We start from the raw sequence: 22,741 nt of genomic DNA, 5'->3' as shown, positions 1-22,741 counted from the left end.
CTGAATCAAGCCGCCGACCGGGGTGATCCTTGATCCTGCATGCGTTGGTTGTTGGCGTACTTCAACTCATCGTCGCCACCGATGTAGCAGCAGCGTGGATCGGACGGCAAGGTCACATCTTTGGCAAATCCGGCCAGAGAGTCATGCACAAACGAGTCGAAGAACTTGATAACCAAAGGATCCGACAAACCTTTGCCATGGACAAACTCATCGTCGTGAGCCTCCATCAAGCGGACATAGTGGGGGCGTAAGTTCTTGTAGCCCTTTGCTTGCTGTGACTTGATGAAAGCCACGTCCTTCATCAGTTGGCGATCATAGGCCTCCAGGTTGCCTACCAGTTCACCACCATAGCTGGGCAGCGTTCGCAGTTTCGCGCGCTCGCGCAGATACGGGTCATTCAGTTCGTCAAATCTGGCTTTTGCTGCCAGGTAGGCGGCCTCCTCCTGGTCATGCGGATAATCTGGTGCGACCTGAACGGCCCATTGCCACTCAGCATGTTTATTGTTCATATCGCGCTCAGCCTTCTTGCGCGCTGGGTCGTTCTCCAACTCGGCTTCTCGCGCCTTTATCTCGCCTGCTTCCTTTCGGTAGCGAGCCTCTTGCGCCTGAATACCTTCGGCCTCTTGTGCGCGCAGTCGCAGATGGATCTTGCGAAAGCGCCAGCGCAGATAAAGCTGACTGTGTGCGAGCAAGGCGTCGCCCAAGCGTCCGGCGCTCACACCCGCTTTGGCCAGCGTCTGGTTGAATCGCTCTTGCAGCTCGGGGTCAAACTCAAAATCGCTCTTGAGGTTGGCGGATTCCAGCGACAGCAAGGGCACCCCCGCCAACACCGCTTCGTCATACATCTTTCTCAAGGGGATTTTGCTGAGCATCAGACCCCGCGAAGTACTCTTGCCCCCCTCCCCCGGCCTGTAGCCGCCACCAATATTGGAATGGGCGCCAGGGTAGACAATTTCTTCAGCATTCGCAGGCATACGGACTCCGTCCCAAATGGTGTCCAGTGGGAAGGAGTTGCGAATTTCGTTCATCGCCATCAGATGAACAGTGCGCTGGACCACGGGGGGTACACGCAAATTCTTCGCCCACCCCATGTGCCCATCCCACGCCCCGGGAGTCGGGTCGGCTCCAGGTTGATCACCAAAAGCCTGGGCGGCCAAGCCACTGAACAGGCTGGAGCGCCGACTTTCCAGCGAAGGCTCGAGATCCTTCCAATTCTTGGCTAGGAACAGGGAACCCACACCGGCACTGGCTGGGATACCTACCGAAGCGACCGTGTCAAACAAGCCGAGGAACTGGATAGCAAAAGGCTTACCGACGCTCGGCCACAGATGCTGATTGACGTTCAGCGGATCAAGGGCACAGCGCGCCTGGATGCGTCGAGCAAATGCACGAGCCAGCGTTGCACCCCGAGAAAAACCAAAGACAGAGACCTGAATGCGTTCAATCTTGTCAGCAGGATGCTTGAGGACCGTTTCATCCAGCCACTGCATGGCCTTATCGAGACGTGCATCGCCGTATTTGGCAAAGGCTGCACCATCGTCATCGCCAATGTCGCCAATCTCGCGAAAGTAGGTGCCTAACCCGGGGATGTAATAGCGATATACCCCCCGCTCCTGCATCTCGCTCGGATAAGCCCTCAACAATCTGGCCACGTTGCTATGCTCATCCGTGTCGAGATCGGCATCCATGTTATTGCCGGTGCCGTCGAAGAAAAAACCGATCTTCAGTGACACCTTGCAGGTATGCGGTGCGAGCCGATCACCTAGCTTGGATTGCAATGCTCGTGCTTGTTCTACAAGGCTTTTATGGACTGCGGGCGCAGGCGGAGCCAACGAGACGGGCGCGGACAAGGTATCTCGAGCTTCAGCCGTAGCGATCAGCCCGGTCAAGTTCGGCCTCAGAGAAGGCCCCGTCGTGCTGGGCGTCTTACCACTTTGATTGTTTAAGCTGATCATCGGTGCAATTGGGATAGGTATGTTGAACACCAGGGCGCTCAAAATTAACCGTTCGGGGCAAGCTCAACCTTGGATCAGAATCACCCTCTGTGATCGAGGCCTCCACATGCCCATCCGGGAAAATGTGGACCTCCAATGCCCGAGGCTTGCGGTTAGACAGGTCAACGGCAAATGCATCTGCTTCGCGCCAAAGGCCTCGCCGATTGTCGTAATACGGCTTGCCATAGGGGTACGGGTTTTTGACACGCTCGATGCAATACCCTCCCATCCAGCGCACCCTCAACTTGATCGGTAAGGGGGTACCAGGTCGATAGGACACACAGCAAACCGAGCCGCCCCCTCCGGAGTCAGGGCCACTCACATACAAGCGCCCACCACCTTGGCCATTTACCGTAAAGCTGTCGATGACATCGTCGGTGTAGTTGTAGCCCTGAATCAGCAATGCCTGCGTTTCACCCCGCCTCACTGAAGGCACCATCTCACTGGGCTCTTCCGCTTGAGCCGAACCCAGGATCCAGACGCAGATCAGGGTAACGGCAAGCATGCGCATTTTGAAAGCCATGACTTTGAAATCAACCTTCGTGAACTGTTAGATAGGACGCCTTTTTGTTCGTCACCCGAGGCGCTGATGCTCCTACCACTTTGATTGTGTGAGCTGATCATCGGTACAAGTTTGATATTGATGTTCAACGCCAGGACGCTCGCCTTTTTCATTCACTTCGAGCTTTAGTCGAGCCGGCGTGTTGCCAGCCGATATCGCGGCCTCCACATGACCATCAGGGTAAAAATGGACCTCCAATGCCCGTGGCTTGCCATTGGACAGGTCAACAGCAAATGCATCTGCTTCGCGCCAGAGACCTTTCCGATAAGAGTTTGTCCTACCGAATTCGCTGGTTTCAAACTCCATGCAATACCCGCCTATCCAACGCACCTTTAACCTAATTGGCTGCGGCGATCCCGGACGGTAAGACACGCAGCAAACACCTCCACCTCCCCCTGTGTAAGGGCCGCTAAGCTGAACATTGCCCCCTCCTTGTCCGTTCACCGTAAAGCTGTCGATGTAGTCATCCGTGTAGTTGTAGCCCTGGATCAGCAATGCTTGCGTTTCACCCCGCCTCACTAAAGGCACCACCTCACTGGGCTCTTCCGCTTGAGCCGAACCCAGGATCCAGACGCAGATCAGGGTGACGGCAAGCGTGCGCATTTTGAAAGTCATGACTTTGAAATCCACCTTCGTCAACTGTTGGATAGGAAGCCTATGTTGTTCGTCACCCGAGGCACTGGTGGTCCTACCACCTTGATTGTTTGAGCTGATCATCGGTGCAATTGGGATAGCTACGTTGAACGCCTGGCCGATCAAAATCTTCCGTTCGAGACAAAACCAACCTTGGCTTTGAATAGCCCTCTGTGATCGCGGCCTCCACATGCCCATCCGGGAAAATGTGGACCTCCAATGCCCGAGGCTTGCCGTTAGACAGGTCAACGGCAAATGCATCTGCTTCGCGCCAGAGACCTTTTCGATAAGAGTTTGTCCGACCGAATTCACTGGTTTCAAACTCCATGCAATACCCTCCCATCCAGCGCACCCTCAACTTGATCGGCAAGGGCGTACCCGGTCGATAGGACACACAGCAAACCGAGCCGCCCCCTCCGGAGTCAGGGCCACTCACATACAAGCGCCCACCACCTTGGCCATTTACAGTAAAGCTGTCGATGACATCGTCGGTGTAGTTGTAGCCCTGGATCAGCAATGCTTGCGCTTCACCCAGCTTGACTGCGGGCACAGCCTCACCGGGCTTGTCCGCTTGAGCACAACCCCATAGCCAGATACAGGTCAGGGCGACGGCAAGCATGCGCATGCTGTGAGCCCAGGTTTTGAAATAGTTCATCATGCCCATGTGATTTCGGAACCCAAGGTGTAGATGCCTCATGGTGTGGTTGCACCTTCAATGGCCTGAATCAAATTGATCTTGCCTTGACGAAGTTGTTCAATCCACGGCACCCATGCTGGCTGCTGGTAGAAGTTTTCCCCCAGTTTTAAAGCGAGCACGCCCACCATGACCCGATGCGCGAAGGCCTGCAGGTGCCAATCGTCGGCAAGCGCCAGGCAGCGACGCGTCAACGATGCTCGCCGCTCGGACGGCATGGCCATGAAGGCCTCAGGGGCCTCTCTCGCCAACTCAGGCATCACGGAATCCACTTCTGATGCAGACAACAGCGCCGCGAACTGCACGGCATCGAGATTGAGTGGCGGGCTGAATCCATCCGCCTCAAATTCGCCACTCAACACAATGGATCGGACGCTTTGGTCGCGCCCAACATAGACCCATGACCGCCCCAGCGTTCTGAAAAACCCTGCCAAATCATCGGCCAGCACCGCATGCAATTCGGGCAGCACCCTCGGATCATAGAAACGCAACAGCACTGCGTAAGCCTCAGGCAACTCGGCTTTTGTTCTTTGATGCAACCGTTGGGCCAACTCGTCCAAGCTCAAAGCACTTTCGAGCCAGGTCACGCATGCGCTCTGCCCCGCCCACACCACGGTTCGCTCGAACACCTCCTGACCAATGTCATCGTGGGTCAAGCGCACCAACCATGCGCTCGCCAATGCGGCTTGCTCGCGATCATCTTGCAAGATGGACCGGCCACCCATTGCTCGAATGTACTGAAGGGCTTGAGCCGCCTGGTGATGCAGGTTGGCCAAGTCAATCAACGCAAACACCTGCTGAGGTCTGTTGACGCTAGCGAACCATGCCCGCATATCAGCGGCGTAAGCACGTTGACCGGTGGCGCGGGGTTCATTCATGAATCAGCCTCGCTTGGCAAAGGGAGAACCAACCTTGGCCGCATTCAACAAGCATGCAATACAAACGCTTTGCGGCATATCGGGCATGACCCAGGACTGCGTCGCCCCACCCACCATCGACTTCTTGCCAGCTTTCACGGTGATCGTCCCTGGGCACTGCGCCGTGAACTTGCCGCCTTCGATGGTGATGCTGGCCCCTCCGCTCACAGCCAGGGTCACTTTCTTGGCGGCGGCGATGTTGACCACGCCGTTGGCAGTTTTCAGTTCAAGCTGCTGCTTGGCCGCGAGTTGTGCCGAGCCTGCCTGAGCCTGCATGTCCACCGCACCTTGTGCGGCGATCAGCGTCAGGCCTTTGCCTGCTGCTTCGCTGCCCGGCTGCATGGCGCCAGCCAGAATGCCTATGGCTTGGCCGGTATGGACACGCGCCTGGCCACCTACGGCAAAGTGGGTGTCGTGGCCGCTGGCAATCGTTGTGGTGTCGTTGCTGCTCAGGTGAAGATCTTGGCCAGCGGTGATACCGATGCCGGCCTTGCTGACAAGGGCCATGTTGGGGTCGGCCATGTGGGGCACTTTGCCAGTGCCTGCGCCTGTGTGCTTGTCACTCGCATCGGCCGTTGCGTTGGGCAGGCTGGTGTGGCTGACCATGCCACTCAGGCTCCGCGTGAGCGCGGCAGCCGGTGCCAGGGTGTCATCCAGCACACTCTGATTGGCTTGGGTGCTGCCCGCCGCGATGGACAGCCCCACGGTCTGGTGTGCGCTGGCAGCCTGGTGGAAGGTGCTGGCCAGCTGCTGCAACTGCTTGGCCAGTGCCATGCCTGCAGCGTTGTCGCCAGCTGGCTCTGCGGTCTGAGCAGCACCGCTCTGCAGGCTAAAGGTGCTGAGCATCACACCACGCGCGGCACGCAAGCCACCCCAGGCATCTGTACGCAGCTCGAAACCCTGCCCCCGAAAACTGCCTCGGTGGTTGTCCGCCTGATGCAGCAGGTGCCCCATTTGCAACCAGGTCTGGGCCTGCGTGGTGTGCAGCTGGGTGCGCAATTGGCTGGGGGTGTCGTCCCACACCAGTTGGTTGTAACCAGCGCCACCAAACTCCTTGCTCTTGATGCCGCTGAGCGCAGCCGCGTTGTTCTGGCCCGATGCGCCCTCTTGCGCTGGGCCGGGCGCCGCGCCATGCCAGGCCGGACTGTTGCCGCCACTGGTGCCGCCCACCAGGTTCATCTGACCGCTGGGCGTGTGGTCGCTCGACTCGGTTAACGCGCGGGTATCTGCCGCCCCGGGCTCGCCGCCGGGTGTGCGGGGTATGCCGCCCTCGCCTCGGCCGTTGTAAAGGCTGCCGTGGACATAAGGCCTGTCAATGTCGTTGTTCAAAAAACCGACCAGCACCTCGTGACCGATACGGGGAATGAACTGGTGCCCCATGCCCGGCCCAGCCAGGCGTTGCATCACGCGTACCCAGCAGCTGTGATCGCTGTTGGCCCGACTCGGTGCGCACGGGTTGGCCTGCCAGTGGAACATGACTTTGACCCGCCCCAGCTTGTCGGTGTAGATCTCGTCAGCCCCCTGAGGGCTGGTGCTGCCATCCGGCCCCACGACGACGGCCGTCTGCGGGCCCAGGGCTGTGGGGCGCGGGCGTGGACGCAGACCGGTACCATCCAGCAGCACGGCGCGCCATGGCACGTGGCGACGCAAGGCCTGAAACTGACAGGCAAAGCCCGTTTGAGCGGCCTGTTGCTGCAAGGCCAGGGTGTCGACCTCAGCATGGTCCTGGTCAACAGACAAATTGAGTTGCGGCAATTCGGCCTGCCCCAGCGACTTGACGATGGCCTCGCTGAACTCCTTGGGCAGGTTGTTCACACCGTAGGCATCGGTTGCGAAGATGAAGAACGCCTTGTTGTCTTCCGTCAGCCCGAGGGCGGACAGCGGGTCCAGCGTGGATTGGGTGATCGCCAACCAGGTACCGGCTCGGAGAGTGCGCACGGTGCCGCGGCCCAGCCAGGTTTTGTAGCGGGCCTCATGGGCCTCCTGCAGGCGTGTGGCCGTGAACTGGGCCTCGTCCTGGGTGCCAAAGAGGTAGTCACCCGTGGGGTCGTAGCTGCTGAGCCAGTTTTGCAGGCTCGTGGCTGCGTCACCGGCCCATTGGTGATGCGTAGGCACCTCTACTGTGGTGGCACTGTGTGCCCGGTAATCCCACCCTTGCAGCACCGCAGCGGTGGTGCCCAGACGGCGCACGGCGCCCATAGCCTGGATGCTGTCTTGTTCTTCCTGGCTGCTGCTGCGATGAAAGCGGATGCCCAAGCCGCCCAGGCTGCTTGCGCTGGTTGGGTCTTGCGGCTGAGAGGCACTGCTGACAAAGAACACCACCGTGTGACCGCCGGGAGCCGATTCATCTTCTTCAATACGGTAGGCAATGCCCTCTTCGGCCAACACGCGGCTCACGAAGTCGAGATCGCTTTCGCGGTATTGCACGCAATAGGACCGCCGCCCCCCGTTGCGAGCAAACATGCCTTGGGCTACGTAGCTGGCGACGTCGGCATCCCACTTCCAGGCGGCGATGGAGGCGTGATCGGCGAACACGTCTTCCACCATCTCGATCAAGGATTTGTCTTGCCAGATGCGACTGCACAGGGTGTGACCCAGCAGGGCCAGCCAAGGCTGCACCAGCAGGCCCTTGCGAGCCAGGCCGCCGTCCGATTCCAGGGCATCAGCCTGCGTGACGTAACCGCTGCGGCGAGCTAGGCTGCCATCTGCCAAGGTGGTGTGCAAAGTGATGGGCTGCGCGGTCAGGCGTTTGAGCTCCACCTGGGCATCAAGCACCAGCGCGTGGATGTACAGCGAGAACGGCTGCGACACAGCTTCGTGCAGCACGAAACTCTCGACCATCAAGTCGGCCGGCAAGCTGCTTTGCGTATTGGGGGACGACAGCGTGTACAGACGCGATTGCGTGCTCCACCGCCCAATGATGGCGGCCAAGCCTGATGGATCCAGACCCATGATGGGTTCCCTGACGTTGCGTTTATTGGTTGGTACTGCAACGTGGGATTTTCTGTGCCGCCGAGGGTGGCGATGGACCACCTGATGGGGGTGGTGATGTAACAAGGGGCAACTGCCGCTCTGGCATCAGTGCACCTTGACACACGATAGGCAAGGGATGGTAGGCCGTGTTGGACTTGAACCAACAACCAAAGGATTATGAGTTGGCGGGCAACGGTGTGTACCTAGGCAAATGTACCGGATGCAACCGTAGCCTAGAAAAGCTGAAAGTACTTTGGTGACAGTAACTTAGCGAAGTTTTCCGGAATCTGTCAAAGCTGATGACTGTACTGCTGGTGTACCTGAAAAGGTACTGTACCCAGGCATTCTGATCGTTTGGCAACATGAACGCTTAGAGCCAGGGCCACAATGTTTCAGCTTGGTCCAGGCTGTTTTACTTCATCAACGACACATACGCACAACACGGCCCAACCCCAATCAAAGCAGATTATTTAGCCATAGCCTGCTCAGCCTCTTTTGCTTTCAGTTCGTGTTCACGCTCACCAATGAAACTGAGAGTCGGAAGCATTCTGATTCCAGGCAACATTCGCGATGTAATCGCTGCAAATTGCTCGCGCACCATTCCATACAACATTGTCAGGCCGTACTCATAGGCTGCATCCTCTGGACTGTGGGCACCGACCTTCTCCGCTACGCAAGCAAATGCACCGGTAATCACAATCTCAAAAACATAAGCCCCAACATCAGTGCTCTCGGGGGTCCGAACGCCCAGCGTAACCTTGAAGGTACGATCTCTTGCTCCTTCGAATGGCTCGTCGCCATCCCAAAATTCGGGAAAAGGCTCAAGACGCTTGCGAAACTGCAACTCAACCTTATCAAGCTGAGATTCATCAGCACTACTTTGGTCAATATTCTTATTTAGCTCAACCCAAACCTTTTCAGGAAAGGCTTCTATCATTTGTATCGGACTAGGCCTCATGCCGCGGCCTCCAGGGGCACCAAAGCCTCAGGACTGTATTTCTTGGGAGGAGAATATATGCCATCCCAATCTTCCTCCCTTAAAACATCAGACACAGTTGCCATGCGATACGACTTATGTGTACTGCGATGCTTAAAGAAAAGAACGTTTGCAGCGACATTATCCGGAAATCTAACAGTTTCATACGCACCGGAAACTACCACGGGAAGTGCTGTCGGCGATTTCCCATGGGGCAGCTTCCCTCGCACAGCCATTTTTGCCAATTTACCGAGATAAGGCATCACACCAGGCACATTCATGGCTACCTGAACAAGTAGTGCCGCAGGCGTGCTGATCTTGGCCTGACCGGACTCCCATTTAGCAAACGAACTCTTGCCTGCTCCAAAAAGTTTCGAAGCATCAACCTGCGTAAGGTCCCAATCTTCTCGGAGAGCTCGCAACATTCCAGCGGAGACAGCACCCCGACAGACATCACCAGCCTGATTAATCAAAGCCAAATTTACGTCATGAAGTTCTTCTGGAACAGATTCGCTCGCACAAACTTCACACACAGTCTTTTTCAACCCCTCAACCACGACCATTCTTCTACCAAGCTTAATTCTGGTCGAATACTCAACCTCTACAGCATTCCCTTCTTCACAGAATGGGCACACATGCGTGTATTTCATTTTTCTCTCCAAACTAAAATCTAGATGGATGCAGACTAAAAATCATGATCCCGCCAACTTTCTCGCGTACTGTGAATTTCAAATACACATATGGCTGCCTACTTTGATTTTCTTCCGCTTTAATTCTGTCGAAACCCATTAAATAGCTATCTGCTGCCATCGGTGCAAATCGGTTCCCGTGTTCGGGCGGGAGGCACCATTCGGAGTCGTTGTACCTGTGAGGGCCCAAGCTAAGAAAGAAGTTTCTAATGTCATTTAGATCCCACCGTAGTTCCGTCGCGACATCCTCACTAGCTGTGGTCGATAGATGAATTGACAACTGGCGTGAACGCAGAGCTGCCTGCACAGCAGCCAGATCCCAGCACCTAGGTGTGATTTTTCGCTCATGATCCTTACACTCGTCGAGCTCGTGTGTGTCAGGCGGGGTTGGGAAATGAAGTGCGAACGCCATCTAATGATCATACCTTAAAGGTAGTTGTCATCTTTGTCTAGGAAAGATGCCACGAATGAGGGGGGTACTTCAGTGGATTGCCGCCTAGCGACAGAGAAGTCGGCTCAACTTTCCACAGTTGCTATCGACGGACACACGAAGGCAGGAGCGCTCGAGCAAGCGAAGCTTCATCCGTCCCCATAGCGCGCCCTTTGCACGTGCTCACATTGCACTCCCTTCATTGACCTAGCCTGTCTTGGCCTTTTGCAGCCGTGTGATCTTCATTGTTCCCCTCTCCCTGCATTACCGCTGTGAAATTTCACCAACTACTGTGGTGTGAGCCTCGCCAGAGAAGGGTCGTACACCAGACCCGTGATCGATCCATCTAGGATTCGCTGCACCGCCTCGTCAATGACATGGAGCGGGACCAAGAACCATTCCCTGGGTTTGACTGGATGACCGAACCGGTCCTCGATAGTCAGGTCAATTTGAGCAGCGCCGAACAGCCGGTGAAAGATGCCCTCCAGTTTCACCCGATTCAAGTTGTGCAGCTTGTAGGTAGCAACTACCTCGACATCGGCCAGCAAGTAGGTGGCGTCTTTGTCCGCGCCAGCGATGCGCGTCTCAACCTTGCCGCCAGTCACACCAATCTTGTGGATCAGCTCGCGATGCTGGGCCACGAAAGGATGGTTCGACTTGCTACGCAGCACGTAGATCGTGCCGGACTCGATGTCGTGGGGTTCAGCCTCGCTACCGAACAATGGTCCCATGTCAGGGTCAGACAGCCGTCGACCAGTCTCATCCTTCCAGAGTGCCTTTTGAAGTGAGCGAAGCAGCAGGTTGCTTTCGGTACCGTTGCTGTACACCACACGCAGGCGAGCATCCTGGTGGCCGGTTGCCATCTTGATTGGGTCACCCATTTCCGCCACATACGCAAACTGCCCACCAAGAATGAAGAAGTCATGCGCCTGAATGGCGGCGTCACGGCCGAAGCGGAGCGTCTTGCGCATACCGGCGTTCAAGTCTCGCTCGACTTGCTCGAACAGCGGCTGGAAGCGCTCAAAGTCTTGGCAAGGCGTACGGTCCGCGATTTCTTCGGCCGCGCGTTTCTCTGCGCTGGATCGCACGTGGCGAAGCACTGTGATGTCATCGTCCGTGGGCGCAGCATCTCCGACACCCAACTCTGCTAACAGAGCATCCTCGTCCAGGTTATCAACATCAGCCGCCTGGCTGGTGGGGCCAGCCAGCAACCCTGGCTCGTCCAGCGGTACCAGCAGTGTTTGTGCCTCGGGCAGCTTGCGCAACTGGTCCAGTCGAACCGCGTACAGCCGCTCGAAGATATCGCGGCTCTCGCCGTGCAGAGGCGCCCGTCCATGCGCTTGGTGAAAGCGCAGGATGTCTTCAAAGCCCGCAATGATGCGTTCCTCTCGTGGGGTGCGGCTCGATACCTTGAGCGGCGCAACTTCAACGCCAAGCGCATCCAGCAGTTCGTCATCGTCCATGTCAGCCATTGGCGTTGCCTCCTTGGGCTTGCGCCGCCTTGGCCTGCGCGCGGTAGCGCGCGAACGCAGAGACACCCTCGGCCATGCGCTTCTCCCAGGCGTCGGCCGAGTTGATGTCAGGCAAGCGTCCGCGTTCGTTCTTGAATTGCAACGCGCGCTTGGAAAGGTCTCGGGCCTCTTCCTCTGGGATGCTCACTTTCTTTGCTGCAATGGCGGCCTGCACCTGGCGCAATGACTTCTCATCCATCGCCTTTGCCAGCACGGCGTAAGCCGCATCGAAGGGATTGATGCGGTCGATCAGGTCAATGTCCAGGTCACGCACGTTGACGAACTTGCGCACACCATCCAGCAGTGCAGTGCTACCTTGCACCGTGGTTCCGCCGCTAGCGTCTGCCTGAGCCAGGGCTAGTTTCGCTTGCTGTGTGATGTTCATGGCAGCAATCGCGTGCTGCCGAATAGCTTCCTGATCGGTCTCACTCAGATCGGGGTAACGCTCGCGCACGATCTTGCCCATGCGGAGTTGGGTCAGCTCCTCAGGCAAGGTGTTTTCCTTGTCGAACAAACCACGCTCCAGCGCTGTCTTGTCTTGCAGGAAGCTGGTGACTACCTCGTTCAAATCTTCCTTGCAAATCCGGGTGGCCTCGGGCGTCTCGGGCTTGACGAGGCCGTTGATTTCGACGTGGTATTGGCCGGTTGCTTCATTCACACCAACGTTGACGCCGCCTTCCTTGTAGCCCTCGCCGTCGTTGTAGACAAACCCTTCCTGGGCGCCTGCATTTTTGGGCGTGAACTCGTACCGGGGTGCCAACACCTGCTCCATCAGCAGGCTGGCAGAGATCGCCTTGAGCATGTCGTTCACGGCCTCGGTCACGGCGGACTGCTCGGCTGTCGGCTCGGCGATCAGGTTGGTGAAGCGTGACCGTTCCTTGCCTTTGGCATCGCGCGTGGCGCGGCCGATGATTTGGACGATTTCGGTCAGGCTGCTGCGGTAGCCGATGGTCAGGGCGTGCTCGCACCAGATCCAGTCGAAGCCTTCCTTGGCCATGCCGAGTGCAATGATCACGTCAACGTGGTCGCGGTCGTCCTTGTGTGCGGGGTCTTTCAGCGCCTCAAGCACACGAGCGCGCACAGCAGGGGTGCTGTCGTCCACCAGGTCCGCCACTTTCAATGTGCGACCATCTTTGGTGGTCACCAGATGGAAGCCAGTGCTGGGGTCCACACCCTTCCATTCGCCAAGGCCGTGCATGATCTCGTCTACCTCGCGCTGCTTGTCCTTCAGGCTTTCGCGCGCGTTCACGTTTGGAATGTGGACGATGGTCTTCAGCGCTGGGTCGAGCACCTTGGTGACGGCATCCACATAAGGGCCGGTGTAGAAGAAGTAGCCAATGTCCAGCGACTTGAGCCATTGATAGCCGTTGAGCTGCTCGTAGTAGGTGTAGGTCACCGTCTCGAACTTCGATTCATCGGCTGGGCCGAGCACGGCCTCGCTGTCGCCTCGGAAGTAGGAGCCCGTCATGGCCACCAGGTGCACCTTGTCGCGTGCAATGAAGGCGCCCAATTGGCTGCCCAGCACATTGTCCGGGTTGCTGGAAACGTGATGGAACTCATCAATGGCGATCAGGCGGTTGTCGAACGCGGCGATGCCCAACTCTTCCACCGCGAAGCGGAACGTCGCGTGCGTGCAGACCAATGCCTTGTCACTGCTGGCCAGGAATTGGCGCACTGCATCCACCTTGGACTTGGCTGCGCGCGGCTCGTCGCCGCCAGGCGCATTGCACAAGTTCCACTGCGGTGCGACGTGCCAGTCCCAGTAGAAGCCGTACTGGCTCAAAGGCTCATCGGCAAAACTGCCGCCGATGGACCGTTCGGGCACGACAACGATGGCCTGTTGCAAGCCCTGATTGTTCAGCTTGTCGAGCGCAATGAACATCAGCGCGCGGGACTTGCCTGAGGCGGGCGGCGACTTGATCAGCAAGTACTGCTCACCGCGCTTGGCATAGGCGCGCTCCTGCATGGCGCGCATGCCTAGTTCATTGGCCTTACTGGATGCGCCGGTGCGTGCGGTAGCGATGGACACCGACGGCACGGTATAGGCGTTGGTCGGGTTGCTGGCTTGATTACTCATGATGCGTTCTTTCTTCCCTTTGCTGCCTTCGCGGCAGGCTTGCTTTTTTCTGCGGCCATCATCTTCGTGTACAGCTCAAATAACTTTTCCAGACGTTCAGTGTCGTTCTTGAAACGGCGGCCGATATAGATGCGCTCCAACACTTCGTCATTGCGTTCGTGGGCGTGACGCAGGTTGTCCGGCATTTTTTCCGGGTCGTACAGGTCAGCGATGGTGGCGGGGAAATGCGCCTCTCGGGCAAGCAAGATGTTTTCGGCGCACTGCGTGAGGTCTGCCTTGTTTCGCTCAGTCAGAGCGGGAACTGGGAAGGTGTTCCAGCCAAGAGTGTTTGAGTAACGGTATCGGGTTTCCAGCTTGCCGCACACAGTGGCAATCCAAACCAAGTGAAGGCGAGAAGCGATGAGCGCCAAGTTCCAAAGGGGGGCGTCGTATAGGGCCAGCGCTTGATCTTGAACGATAGCGCGAGACTCCAGAAGGCCAACCGGCAAGTAGTCGCGGTTCTCTGAACTGACACGCGGCATAACCAGCGTATGCGATGAAGCAGTAATCTGGTCTCGGAAACGCCACGGGGTTTCCGCGAGCTTCTGCGCGGCCTTATCGTTGCTTGCGGCTTTGCGAGCAGCGGCAGAAGCTGCGAAACGTGCGCCAACTGCCGGCAATTCTGCAAGCATACTGGCATAACGGTCTTCAACCCAAAGGCATGCCCTCGGTGCTGCATTTATGAACTCGTGCCCGCCATACAGCGGCCTGAGGAAAGGCTGCGCCTCGGGGTGCGAGGTAAGGATGTGCCGTGCCTCTTCTACTGAAAAGATCAGCGGAGCGCCGTAGTAGGGATGGTTCCCGAACTGCATGATCGCCACATCAGAAACAGGACGACTCTGCGGTTCAATCCAGATGGTTGGCCCTGCTGCAAGATACGGATTGATGTTCTCGGCATTCTTGACGGTTAGACCTTCGTCGGCAGAAATCGAGTACAGCTTACGTGGCCCTGTCAAACGACGAGAGATTCCCACAATGACGACAGTAACCCCCGCGTTGTGACTTGCTAGATTCGTCCACTTAAATGACGTATGAGCAAACGCGATCTGCGCCTTAGCTTGAAAAATTAGCGGCCAAAGAAGTGGCACCTGCTGTCCTTGGCAGATTGAGTTTGTGGCGACGAATGCTGCAGCTGCTTGGGTAGCTTTTCCAAAATCAGCAGCTTTCATGAACCAGCCGGCGACATAGTCCAACGTCTTCCACTTCTTCTCGCGCCCTTCAAAGATGGCTTGAAGTTCCGCCTTTTGTTCGGCTGACTGCCACTTGCTCCCAAGGTAGGGTGGATTTCCGCAGATGTACGTTTCGCCACCTTCGTTCTCAAAATCGATTTGCGCTTGGTCTAGTGGTGTTTCAAACAGATCATCCGCCAAAAGTTTGACGCCTATCCCTGTGGGTGGACAGATGCTCAACCAATCCAGCCGCAAGGCATTACCACAAACAATCCAGTTCTGAGCATCCAGCGGCAGAAATTCCGCCAGTGCATCCTGCTGCCCGCGATACAAAACATCGCACTGGAACTCGGCAATGATCAGCGCCAGGCGGGCAATTTCGGCGGGGAAGTCGCGCAGTTCGATGCCTCGGAAGTTTGTCAGTGGGATTTCACTGCCCCGGTGCACCTCGCCTCTGCGGCGATTGATCTCGGCCTCAATCTCGCGCATCTGCTTGTAGGCGATGACCAAAAAGTTGCCCGAGCCGCAGGCAGGGTCAAACACGCGGATGCGTGCCATGCGCTTGCGGAGGTTCAGCAACTTGCGCTCGTTGTCACCTGCCTCGGCCAGCGCGGCGCGCAGGTCATCCAGGAACAGTGGGTTCAACACCTTCAGGATGTTTGGCACGCTGGTGTAGTGCATGCCCAGGGAGCCACGCTCTTCGTCGTCGGCCACCGCCTGAATCATGCTGCCAAAGATATCGGGATTGATCTCGCGCCAGTTCAGTGCCCCTGCGTGCAGCAGGTAGGTACGGGCCATCTGCGTGAAGCGCGGAACCTCGGTGCTCCCGGAAAACAGCCCACCGTTCACGTAGGGGAAGGCAGTTGCCCACGTCGGCAGGCGTGGATCGGCAGAAGCACGCTCTGATCGACTGATGTTCATCGCCCGGAAAATCTCGGACAGCACCTCATGGGTGTTGCTGCCATTGCGATCACTCATCCGGTCAACCGTCTGCGTGAACATCCCGGTATCACTGAAGATGCCCGTGTCTTCTGCGAAGAAGCAGAACACCAGGCGCGCCATGAAGTGGTTCATGTCGCTGCGGCGCTCGTCTTTGGCCCACGCAGGGTTCTCTCGCAGTAGTTCGACGTACAGCTTGTTCAGGCGTCCCGTGGCGCGGACGTCGATGGGGTTGTCCTTGATCTCCTTGATGGTGGAGATGCCTGCCAGGGGCAACAGGAAACCGAAGTGGTTCGGAAAGTCGGCGTAATTGCAGGCGATGGTTTCGCCACTGGTGAGCTCTTCCGCCTCGAGGGCTTGGCCGTCTGTAGCCAAGATGTACTTTGCTTTGGCCTTGGTCGTGGCTTGGCTGGCGCGCAGGGCCGCGAGCGTCTTGCCGACATTGCCTGCATCGCAGACGGCGATGTGAAGGTTGTTGCGCAGCAGAACGCCGCCAGGCAGATCGGTGGCGTTGTTGTTGCCCGTGCGCAAGCGCTTGAGCGTGGTTTCCTTGTTGCCAAATGCAGCAAGGAATGCGTACGGAAATTCCGTTGCATCGAAGGGTTGAAGGGCCAGGTCAGAGATGGCCTGTTCAATTTCTACAGCGTTCATTGCTCTTTGCTCAAGTCTTATCGCTTCCCCATCAAAGGGGAACGCCCGATCTTTTCGGATGATGTCTTTTGCTTTGGCGGCGGTGAAAGTGGCTCAAACGCCTCACCCGGCTTCCATTCGCCAACGGCATAGATACGCTTGTCCCGCAAACCTTGCACGCCGTCGGACCACGCCATCAACATTCGCTTGCCAATGTCATTGAAGCCATCGTGCTGAGCCATGGCTTCCCGAACCTGCGTGCCCACATCAGCCACCGCATCACTGATCACTTCCACGATCTGTGTCTGCTCTTTGGGCTGAATGCCAAATGTGGCGGCGATGAACTTCTGCAGGTTCTTACCCGGCGTCCAGGTCTTCTTTCCCATGAACTCGATGCCAGGCGGGTTGTGCTGAAAGCCTGCATACACGCTGGTGGTCAACATGTCGTAGGCGGGCGATAGATGGACATCAGCCCGGGTGGTGTACAGCAGCGCCAGGTTCTTGGCATGGCAATCGGCATTGCGCAGTGAGTAGGTCAGCAGCAAGGTGGTGGCTAATTGCCTGAAGGTGTCAAGCCGCCGCTCAGCAGGCACGTGGTCACGCACAGCCTTGGCAATGCGCTCCCAGGTGGTGTCGTACTTGGCTGCCGGCCGCAAGCCCAGCAGTGAACAGAAGTCTTCCATGCCCCAGTACGGCTGGCCGTGTTCGTCCACATCGAAGCGGTGTACGACCAGGGCCTGGCCGTCGTCTGACACCTCGGTATTGGCCGTGGGCATGACCCGTGATGCCACCTGCATGCACAGGTGCTCGTTCAAGGCCACAAAGGGCAATTGCTTGCTGGAGCCCTTGATGATGTGCCGCCGCGCAATCAGGCTCGCCTTCTTGTGCGCGGCCAATGGCGAGCCTGCTGGCTGCGCTTCTTCGGCCTCATCCAGAAACTTGGGCACCACGCCAGAGACACCGCTGGTGGCATGTTGGCGAACCAGTTCGGCAAAGGCCTCTTCAGAGTTATCGCCCTTCAGCAGCGCAGCCACCTCGATGGGCTGGGCCGGCTGGCTCAGTTCAGCACCTGTGGCGGCCACCTGGATGCGCCCCACCATGTTGCGGCCAATGACCGACAGCAAGGCAATCGGGCTGGCGCCAATGTGCGGGCCGAATTGTTCTTGCAACACCTGCAGCAAGTAGCCCTCGGGCAGGTTCATCTGCAGCACGGGCGGCAGTTGGTCATCCCACACGTACGATTCGGTTCGCACCGGCATCGTGAGGGAGACAAAGTCGTCAGGCGCCGTGTTGGCGTGGTAGCTCAGGACGCTATTGAAGTCGCCCGATTGCTCCAGCACGGCCACATCGCGGCCCATGACATAGACCGAGAGCTTCATGCCTGGTTGCGCTCACGGCGCAGTTCGTCCAGCGTGCCTGCCTGGCCTGTGGGGATGATGTTCAACTCCATGCCCAGCACGGCCAGCACGGCCAGCAGCTTGCGGGCACCGAACTCGGCACCACGCCCCCGCTCGAAGCGGGACAGAGATTCGGGGGTGATGCCAGCCTGCTCGGCGACCACCTGCTGACGCAGGTTCAGCGCCTTGCGGCGCTCGGCGACAGCTTCACCTAGCTCTTGGAGGGTTTGCATTTGATATTTATATCAACAAAATGCACTTTACGCATAAATCTTGACACAAATATCAAAAAAAGCAGTACCAGATACCGGCAAGCACGGGATGGTAGGCCGTGTTGGACTTGAACCAACGACCAAAGGATTATGAGTCCTCTGCTCTAACCAACTGAGCTAACGGCCCCCAGACAATCAACCGTGCATTGTAGGGTGAGCCGCAGCTACTTCTGGCTCAGGGCGTTGCTCACGAGCCGCGAGGTGATGTCGACGATCTCGATCATGCGGTCGTAGGCCATGCGGGTGGGACCGATCACACCCAGGGTGCCCACCACCCTGCCGTCAATTTCATAGGGGGCCGACACCACCGAGAGCTCTTCGTAGGGCACAACCTGGCTTTCGCCACCAATGTAGATGCGCACGCCTTCGGCGCGGTTCGAGCCTTCGAGCAGTCGCATCAGTTCGGTCTTTTGCTCAAACAGGTCAAACAGGCGGCGCAAGGAACTCATGTCGTGCGAAAAATCTTGCACGGTCAGCAGATTGCGCTCGCCTGACACCACCACCTGCTCGGACTGTTCTTCCAGCGCTTCGCTGCCCACCTGCACCGCTGCCTGCATGAGCACGGCAATTTCGCCACGCAACTGGTCCACCTCCGAGCGCAGACGCTCGCGCATTTCTTCCATCGTCAGGCCGGCATAGTGGGCATTGAGGAAGTTGCTAGCTTCGATCAGCTCGCTCTGGGTGTAGTCGCGCGCGGTGAAGAGCACGCGGTTTTGCACGTCGCCATCTGGCGTCACCAGGATCACCAGCACCCGCTTGTCGCCCAGGCGCAGGAATTCGATCATGCGAAAAACCAGACTCTTGCGCGGTGCGGTCACCACCCCGACAAACTGCGAGAGGTTGGACAGCATCTGGGCTGCGCTGGTGATGACGCGCTGCGGCTGGTCTGCCACCAGGTGTTCGCGGGCGTCACCCGCCCACTCGTCGGGTGACAGGTTGCGCGGCACGGTGAGCATGGTGTCGACAAACAACCGGTAGCCCTTGGCCGTGGGTATGCGCCCGGCAGAGGTATGGGGGCTGGCAATGAGACCGAGCTCTTCCAGATCGGCCATGACGTTTCGTATCGTGGCAGCAGACAGATCCAGCCCAGAGGCGCGCGACAGTGTGCGCGACCCCACGGGTTGCCCTTCCGCGATGTAGCGCTCCACCAGCGTCTTCAGAAGAATCTTTGAGCGATCGTCCAGCATATTTTTCGATTCTAGAGTCAGCTGCCAACACATGGTCATACATGGAGGTTATACCGGTAGGAAACAAGTGTTTGATATGCCACGCCTGTGGTGTAATTCCGCCCATGCCCCAGACCTCCCCCTGTCGTTTCCGCCATGCCGCGCTGATCGGCAAGTACCAGGCTCACGGTATCCGTGCAGTCCTTGAAGATGTTGCGAATATCCTCATCCGGGCAGGTCTGGAGGTGTCGCTTGAGAAGGACACCGCACTCAATACCGGCATGACCGATTACGGAGCGCTGTGCCTCAACGAGATCGGCAAACAATGCGATGTGGCCGTGGTGGTCGGTGGTGACGGCACGATGCTGGCCACGGCGCGTGAACTGGCGCGCTTCAACATGCCGCTCATCGGCATCAACCAGGGGCGACTGGGCTTCATCACCGATGTGCCGTTCAAAGACATCCACACCGCCTTGCCGCTGATTCTGTCGGGCGAGTACGAGGAAGAGCATCGGGCGATGCTCTCCGGCTCGGTGCAGCGCCTGAACCGCAATGGCGGTTATGAAACCATCTACGAGGGCTTCGCCATCAATGAAGTGCTGGTCAGCCGCGGTGGCACGGCCAGCATGATCGAGTTGCGCGTGGAAATCGACGGGCAGTTTCTGACCAATTACCGCGCCGACGGTCTGATCGTGGCTTCGCCCACTGGTTCGTCTGCCTATTCGCTGTCAGCCGGCGGCCCGGTGCTCCACCCCGGCATCAGCGGCTGGGTGGTGGTGCCCATTGCCCCGCACACCCTGACCAACCGGCCCATCGTGGTGCCTGACAGCGGCACCATCACCATCGACATCGTGGCCGGCCGTGATGCGAGCATGAATTTCGACATGCAGGGGCTGGCCAGCCTCTTGCATGGTGACCGGGTGACCGTGCGCCGTTCGCGTCACACCATCCGTTTCCTGCACCCGAAGGGCTGGAACTATTACGCCACCTTGCGCCGCAAATTGCGCTGGAATGAAGGAGTTGCCTGATGCTGCGTCGCCTGACCTTGCGCGACTTCGTCATCGTCACGGCCCTGGAAGTAGATTTGCACAAGGGTTTCACGGCGCTGACCGGTGAGACCGGTGCCGGCAAATCGATTCTGATCGACGCATTGCAACTCGCTCTGGGCAGCCGAGGTGACGCTGGCGTGGTGCGCGAAGGTTGTGCCCGTGCCGACATCACTGCCGAGTTCGAACCGCACCCCGGCCTGGCCACCCGCCTGGCCCCCTGGCTGGAAGAAGCCGGCTTTGATGCTGGCGAGAGCGGCACCCTGTTGCTGCGCCGTGTGGTCGATGCCCAGGGCAAAAGCCGGGCCTGGGTCAACGGCAGCACCGCCACCGTGGCCCAGTTGCGCGAACTGGGTGAGCAGCTGGTCGACATCCATGGCCAGCATGCCTGGCAAAGCCTGACCCGAGCCGACTCGGTGCGTAACCTGGTGGACGCCCAAGCCGGGGTCAACCACACCGCGCTACACAGCGCCTGGGTGGCCCGACGCGATGCGCAACGCCGATTGGACGAGGCACGCGGGCGTCAGGCTGATCTGGAAAGCGAGCGTGAGCGTCTGCAGTGGCAGATTGGCGAGCTCGACAAGCTGAACCCGCTGGCAGGCGAATGGGACGAGATCAATGCCGAGCACCAGCGGCTCAGCCATGGTCAGGCCATTCTGGATGGGGCCCGCCAGGCGCTCGATATGGTGTCGGAAGACGACAGCAGCGCCGAGGCCCTGACCTCTCGCGCCATTGATGCACTGGAGCCGGTGGCCGAGGTCGAGCCCAGCCTGGCCAATGCGCTGGAAGTGTTGCGCAGCGTGCAGGCGCAACTGCAAGATGCCGCGCACAGCCTCAACAGTGCGCTGCGCCACACCGAGCTGGACCCGGACCGCCTGCAGGAACTCGACCAGCGCATGTCGACCTGGATGAGCCTGGCACGCCGCTTCCGCCGACCGGCCGAAGAGTTGCCTGATTTGCTGGGCGCCTGGAAGCAGGAGCTGGCTGAACTGGATGCTGCCACTGACCTGGCTGCACTGGAGCAAGCGGCCGACGCTGCCCACCAGGCCTGGCTGAAAGTGGCCAAGGACGTGTCTCGTCAGCGCGCCCAGGCTGCGCCGCAACTGGCACGCATGGTGACCGAGGCCATACAGGACCTGGGGATGTCTGGCGGCCGCTTTGAGGTCGCCTTGGTCAAGCAGGACGAGCCCCAGTCCTATGGGCTGGAGTCGGTGGAATTTCTGGTGGCGGGCCACGCCGGCAGCACGCCGCGCCCGCTGGGCAAGGTGGCGTCGGGGGGCGAATTGTCTCGCCTGGCACTGGCCATTGCCGTGACCACGGCGCAGCAGGCAGACGAAGCCGAGCAAGCTGGCACGCTGATCTTCGACGAAATTGACTCCGGTGTAGGTGGTGCCGTGGCCGACACGGTCGGCCGCCTGATGCAAAAGCTCGGACACGAGCGGCAAGTCCTGGCCGTGACCCACCTGGCACAGGTAGCGGCTTGTGCACACCAGCATCTGGTGGTGTCGAAATCGCTGCAAGACGGCCAGACCGTGAGTGACATCCGCCCGGTGGCCGATGAGGCCCGCGTTCATGAACTGGCCCGCATGCTGGGTGGCGCGGTGTCGGACACCAGCCGGGCTCACGCGCAAGCCATGCTGGACCACGCCCGTCAGGCAGATGTGGCGCAAACCAAGGCTGCCAGCGCCCCACGCCGCCGCGGCAAGGAGGCCGCATGAGTCTCGATATCGTTTTTCTGACCGGCATCTCAGGCTCCGGCAAATCGGTCGCACTCAACGCACTGGAAGACGCCGGCTACTACTGCGTGGACAACCTGCCGCCAGAATTGCTGCGCGACCTGGTCAAGCTGGAATTGCAGAAAGCCGAGAGCGAACGCCGCGCCGTGGCCGTGGCCGTGGATGTGCGCAGCGCCCAGTCACTGCCCGTTTTGCTGCCCGTGCTGTCGGAGTTGAAGCAGGAAGGCGTGCGCGTGAAGTCGGTGTTTCTGGATGCCAGCACCGACGCCCTGGTGCGCCGCTTCTCTGAGACCCGCCGCCCTCACCCCTTGATGCAGAAAGCCGGGATCATCACCGACCCGGCAGCGCCCAATGCCACGGCACTGGAAGACCAGGCCGCAGCCTTGATCGAGACCATCAATCTGGAGAGAGAGTTGCTGGGACCGCTGCGTGAAGCATCGGCCGTGATCGACACCACCTTGCTGCGTCCGGCGCAGTTGCGCACCTGGATTCGCAACATCGTGCAGGCTGCTCCCTCGCGCCTGACCCTGGTGTTCGAATCGTTTGCCTTCAAGAATGGCGTGCCGATGGATGCGGACTTCGTGTTCGATGTGCGCATGCTGCCCAACCCCTACTACCTCAAGGAGTTGCGGCCTTTGACCGGCCGGGATCAGCCCGTGATCGACTACCTGGCTCAGCAGCCGGAAGCCGCCGAGCTGATCGCCCAGATCGAGGCATTTCTGCTGCGCTGGCTGCCCACACTGGAAGGCGATCAGCGCAGCTATGTGACCGTGGCCATTGGTTGCACCGGTGGCCAGCACCGCTCGGTGTATTGCGTGGAGCAGCTGATGCAGCGCTTCAAGCCACGGGGGGTGACCCTCGCCCGTCACCGCGAACAGGACGGGCGCTGAT

At 58.8% G+C, this 22,741-nt stretch carries 17 protein-coding genes and 1 tRNA gene; 3 read left to right on the top strand and 15 right to left on the bottom strand.

From position 1 onward, the window contains the following. Nucleotides 1–5: 5 nt before the first annotated feature. From ACE3PH_RS06650 to hrcA, 15 genes are all read right to left on the bottom strand, one after another. On the bottom strand, nt 6–1,889 hold the full coding sequence (locus ACE3PH_RS06650; RefSeq protein ID WP_374317210.1) for a DUF2235 domain-containing protein: 1,884 nt from the start codon (nt 1,887–1,889) through the stop codon (nt 6–8). 37 nt (nt 1,890–1,926) lie between these two features. Beyond that, complete coding sequence (locus tag ACE3PH_RS06645; protein WP_374317209.1) at nt 1,927–2,517, bottom strand: DUF3304 domain-containing protein; 591 nt, start codon at nt 2,515–2,517, stop codon at nt 1,927–1,929. 72 nt (nt 2,518–2,589) lie between these two features. Further along, nucleotides 2,590–3,171, bottom strand: coding sequence for a DUF3304 domain-containing protein (locus ACE3PH_RS06640; RefSeq protein WP_374317208.1), 582 nt, complete (start codon nt 3,169–3,171; stop codon nt 2,590–2,592). Nucleotides 3,172–3,244: 73 nt separating this feature from the next. Then, entirely contained in the window at nt 3,245–3,847 is a 603-nt protein-coding gene (locus ACE3PH_RS06635) for a DUF3304 domain-containing protein (RefSeq protein ID WP_374317207.1), read from the bottom strand. Nucleotides 3,848–3,882: 35 nt separating this feature from the next. Continuing rightward, the gene (locus ACE3PH_RS06630; RefSeq protein ID WP_374317206.1) at nt 3,883–4,761 is read right to left on the bottom strand and encodes a DUF4123 domain-containing protein; all 879 of its coding nucleotides are present in this window, start codon (nt 4,759–4,761) and stop codon (nt 3,883–3,885) included. Between the two features lie 3 nt (nt 4,762–4,764). Further along, nucleotides 4,765–7,752: a type VI secretion system Vgr family protein gene (locus ACE3PH_RS06625; protein WP_374317205.1), complete on the bottom strand. Its 2,988-nt coding sequence runs from the start codon at nt 7,750–7,752 to the stop codon at nt 4,765–4,767. A gap of 487 nt (nt 7,753–8,239) precedes the next feature. Next, complete coding sequence (locus tag ACE3PH_RS06620) at nt 8,240–8,710, bottom strand: hypothetical protein (protein WP_374317204.1); 471 nt, start codon at nt 8,708–8,710, stop codon at nt 8,240–8,242. Between the two features lie 17 nt (nt 8,711–8,727). After that, entirely contained in the window at nt 8,728–9,399 is a 672-nt protein-coding gene (locus ACE3PH_RS06615; protein WP_374317203.1) for a type II TA system antitoxin MqsA family protein, read from the bottom strand. A gap of 756 nt (nt 9,400–10,155) precedes the next feature. Further along, on the bottom strand, nt 10,156–11,340 hold the full coding sequence (locus ACE3PH_RS06610; protein WP_374317202.1) for a GIY-YIG nuclease family protein: 1,185 nt from the start codon (nt 11,338–11,340) through the stop codon (nt 10,156–10,158). Then, entirely contained in the window at nt 11,333–13,456 is a 2,124-nt protein-coding gene (locus ACE3PH_RS06605; RefSeq protein WP_374317201.1) for a DEAD/DEAH box helicase, read from the bottom strand. The genes ACE3PH_RS06610 and ACE3PH_RS06605 overlap by 8 nt, the downstream gene beginning before the upstream one ends. Then, nucleotides 13,453–16,254: a class I SAM-dependent DNA methyltransferase gene (locus ACE3PH_RS06600; protein WP_374317200.1), complete on the bottom strand. Its 2,802-nt coding sequence runs from the start codon at nt 16,252–16,254 to the stop codon at nt 13,453–13,455. Before ACE3PH_RS06600 ends, ACE3PH_RS06605 begins: the two co-directional genes overlap by 4 nt. A gap of 17 nt (nt 16,255–16,271) precedes the next feature. Continuing rightward, nucleotides 16,272–17,612 carry a type II toxin-antitoxin system HipA family toxin gene (locus ACE3PH_RS06595; RefSeq protein ID WP_374317199.1) on the bottom strand — a complete coding sequence of 447 codons (1,341 nt, stop codon included), beginning with the start codon at nt 17,610–17,612 and terminating at the stop codon, nt 16,272–16,274. After that, nucleotides 17,609–17,863, bottom strand: a complete 255-nt coding sequence (locus ACE3PH_RS06590) for a helix-turn-helix domain-containing protein (RefSeq protein WP_300510022.1) — start codon at nt 17,861–17,863, stop codon at nt 17,609–17,611. Before ACE3PH_RS06590 ends, ACE3PH_RS06595 begins: the two co-directional genes overlap by 4 nt. 89 nt (nt 17,864–17,952) lie before the next feature. Then, nucleotides 17,953–18,029 (bottom strand) — tRNA-Ile (locus ACE3PH_RS06585). Nucleotides 18,030–18,066: 37 nt separating this feature from the next. Continuing rightward, nucleotides 18,067–19,089, bottom strand: a complete 1,023-nt coding sequence (gene hrcA, locus ACE3PH_RS06580; RefSeq protein WP_374317198.1) for a heat-inducible transcriptional repressor HrcA — start codon at nt 19,087–19,089, stop codon at nt 18,067–18,069. Nucleotides 19,090–19,193: 104 nt separating this feature from the next. Here hrcA and ACE3PH_RS06575 point away from each other — a divergent pair, with 104 nt between their 5' ends. Genes ACE3PH_RS06575 through rapZ form a run of 3 tightly spaced genes read left to right on the top strand, consistent with a single transcriptional unit; the run spans nt 19,194 to nt 22,740 of the window. Beyond that, entirely contained in the window at nt 19,194–20,096 is a 903-nt protein-coding gene (locus tag ACE3PH_RS06575) for an NAD kinase (protein WP_374317197.1), read from the top strand. Next, nucleotides 20,096–21,832 carry a DNA repair protein RecN gene (gene recN, locus ACE3PH_RS06570; protein ID WP_374317196.1) on the top strand — a complete coding sequence of 579 codons (1,737 nt, stop codon included), beginning with the start codon at nt 20,096–20,098 and terminating at the stop codon, nt 21,830–21,832. The genes ACE3PH_RS06575 and recN overlap by 1 nt, the downstream gene beginning before the upstream one ends. Then, nucleotides 21,829–22,740, top strand: a complete 912-nt coding sequence (rapZ, locus tag ACE3PH_RS06565) for an RNase adapter RapZ (RefSeq protein WP_374317195.1) — start codon at nt 21,829–21,831, stop codon at nt 22,738–22,740. The genes recN and rapZ overlap by 4 nt, the downstream gene beginning before the upstream one ends. The last annotated feature ends 1 nt before the right edge of the window (nt 22,741 follow it).

The sequence above is a fragment of the Aquabacterium sp. genome (assembly GCF_041909175.1).
Classification (GTDB): domain Bacteria; phylum Pseudomonadota; class Gammaproteobacteria; order Burkholderiales; family Burkholderiaceae_C; genus Aquabacterium.
This window is presented reverse-complemented; position numbering and strand designations above follow the sequence as displayed.

Bases quoted from the DNA above. Each gene is read 5' to 3' on its own strand.
- ACE3PH_RS06645 (WP_374317209.1), bottom strand. From the start codon at position 2,517: ATGGCTTTCAAAATGCGCATGCTTGCCGTTACCCTGATCTGCGTCTGG.
- ACE3PH_RS06640 (WP_374317208.1), bottom strand. From the start codon at position 3,171: ATGACTTTCAAAATGCGCACGCTTGCCGTCACCCTGATCTGCGTCTGG.
- ACE3PH_RS06635 (WP_374317207.1), bottom strand. From the start codon at position 3,847: ATGATGAACTATTTCAAAACCTGGGCTCACAGCATGCGCATGCTTGCC.
- ACE3PH_RS06630 (WP_374317206.1), bottom strand. From the start codon at position 4,761: ATGAATGAACCCCGCGCCACCGGTCAACGTGCTTACGCCGCTGATATG.
- ACE3PH_RS06625 (WP_374317205.1), bottom strand. From the start codon at position 7,752: ATGGGTCTGGATCCATCAGGCTTGGCCGCCATCATTGGGCGGTGGAGC.
- ACE3PH_RS06620 (WP_374317204.1), bottom strand. From the start codon at position 8,710: ATGATAGAAGCCTTTCCTGAAAAGGTTTGGGTTGAGCTAAATAAGAAT.
- ACE3PH_RS06615 (WP_374317203.1), bottom strand. From the start codon at position 9,399: ATGAAATACACGCATGTGTGCCCATTCTGTGAAGAAGGGAATGCTGTA.
- ACE3PH_RS06610 (WP_374317202.1), bottom strand. From the start codon at position 11,340: ATGGCTGACATGGACGATGACGAACTGCTGGATGCGCTTGGCGTTGAA.
- ACE3PH_RS06605 (WP_374317201.1), bottom strand. From the start codon at position 13,456: ATGAGTAATCAAGCCAGCAACCCGACCAACGCCTATACCGTGCCGTCG.
- ACE3PH_RS06600 (WP_374317200.1), bottom strand. From the start codon at position 16,254: ATGAACGCTGTAGAAATTGAACAGGCCATCTCTGACCTGGCCCTTCAA.
- ACE3PH_RS06595 (WP_374317199.1), bottom strand. From the start codon at position 17,612: ATGAAGCTCTCGGTCTATGTCATGGGCCGCGATGTGGCCGTGCTGGAG.
- ACE3PH_RS06590 (WP_300510022.1), bottom strand. From the start codon at position 17,863: ATGCAAACCCTCCAAGAGCTAGGTGAAGCTGTCGCCGAGCGCCGCAAG.
- hrcA (WP_374317198.1), bottom strand. From the start codon at position 19,089: ATGCTGGACGATCGCTCAAAGATTCTTCTGAAGACGCTGGTGGAGCGC.
- ACE3PH_RS06575 (WP_374317197.1), top strand. From the start codon at position 19,194: ATGCCCCAGACCTCCCCCTGTCGTTTCCGCCATGCCGCGCTGATCGGC.
- recN (WP_374317196.1), top strand. From the start codon at position 20,096: ATGCTGCGTCGCCTGACCTTGCGCGACTTCGTCATCGTCACGGCCCTG.
- rapZ (WP_374317195.1), top strand. From the start codon at position 21,829: ATGAGTCTCGATATCGTTTTTCTGACCGGCATCTCAGGCTCCGGCAAA.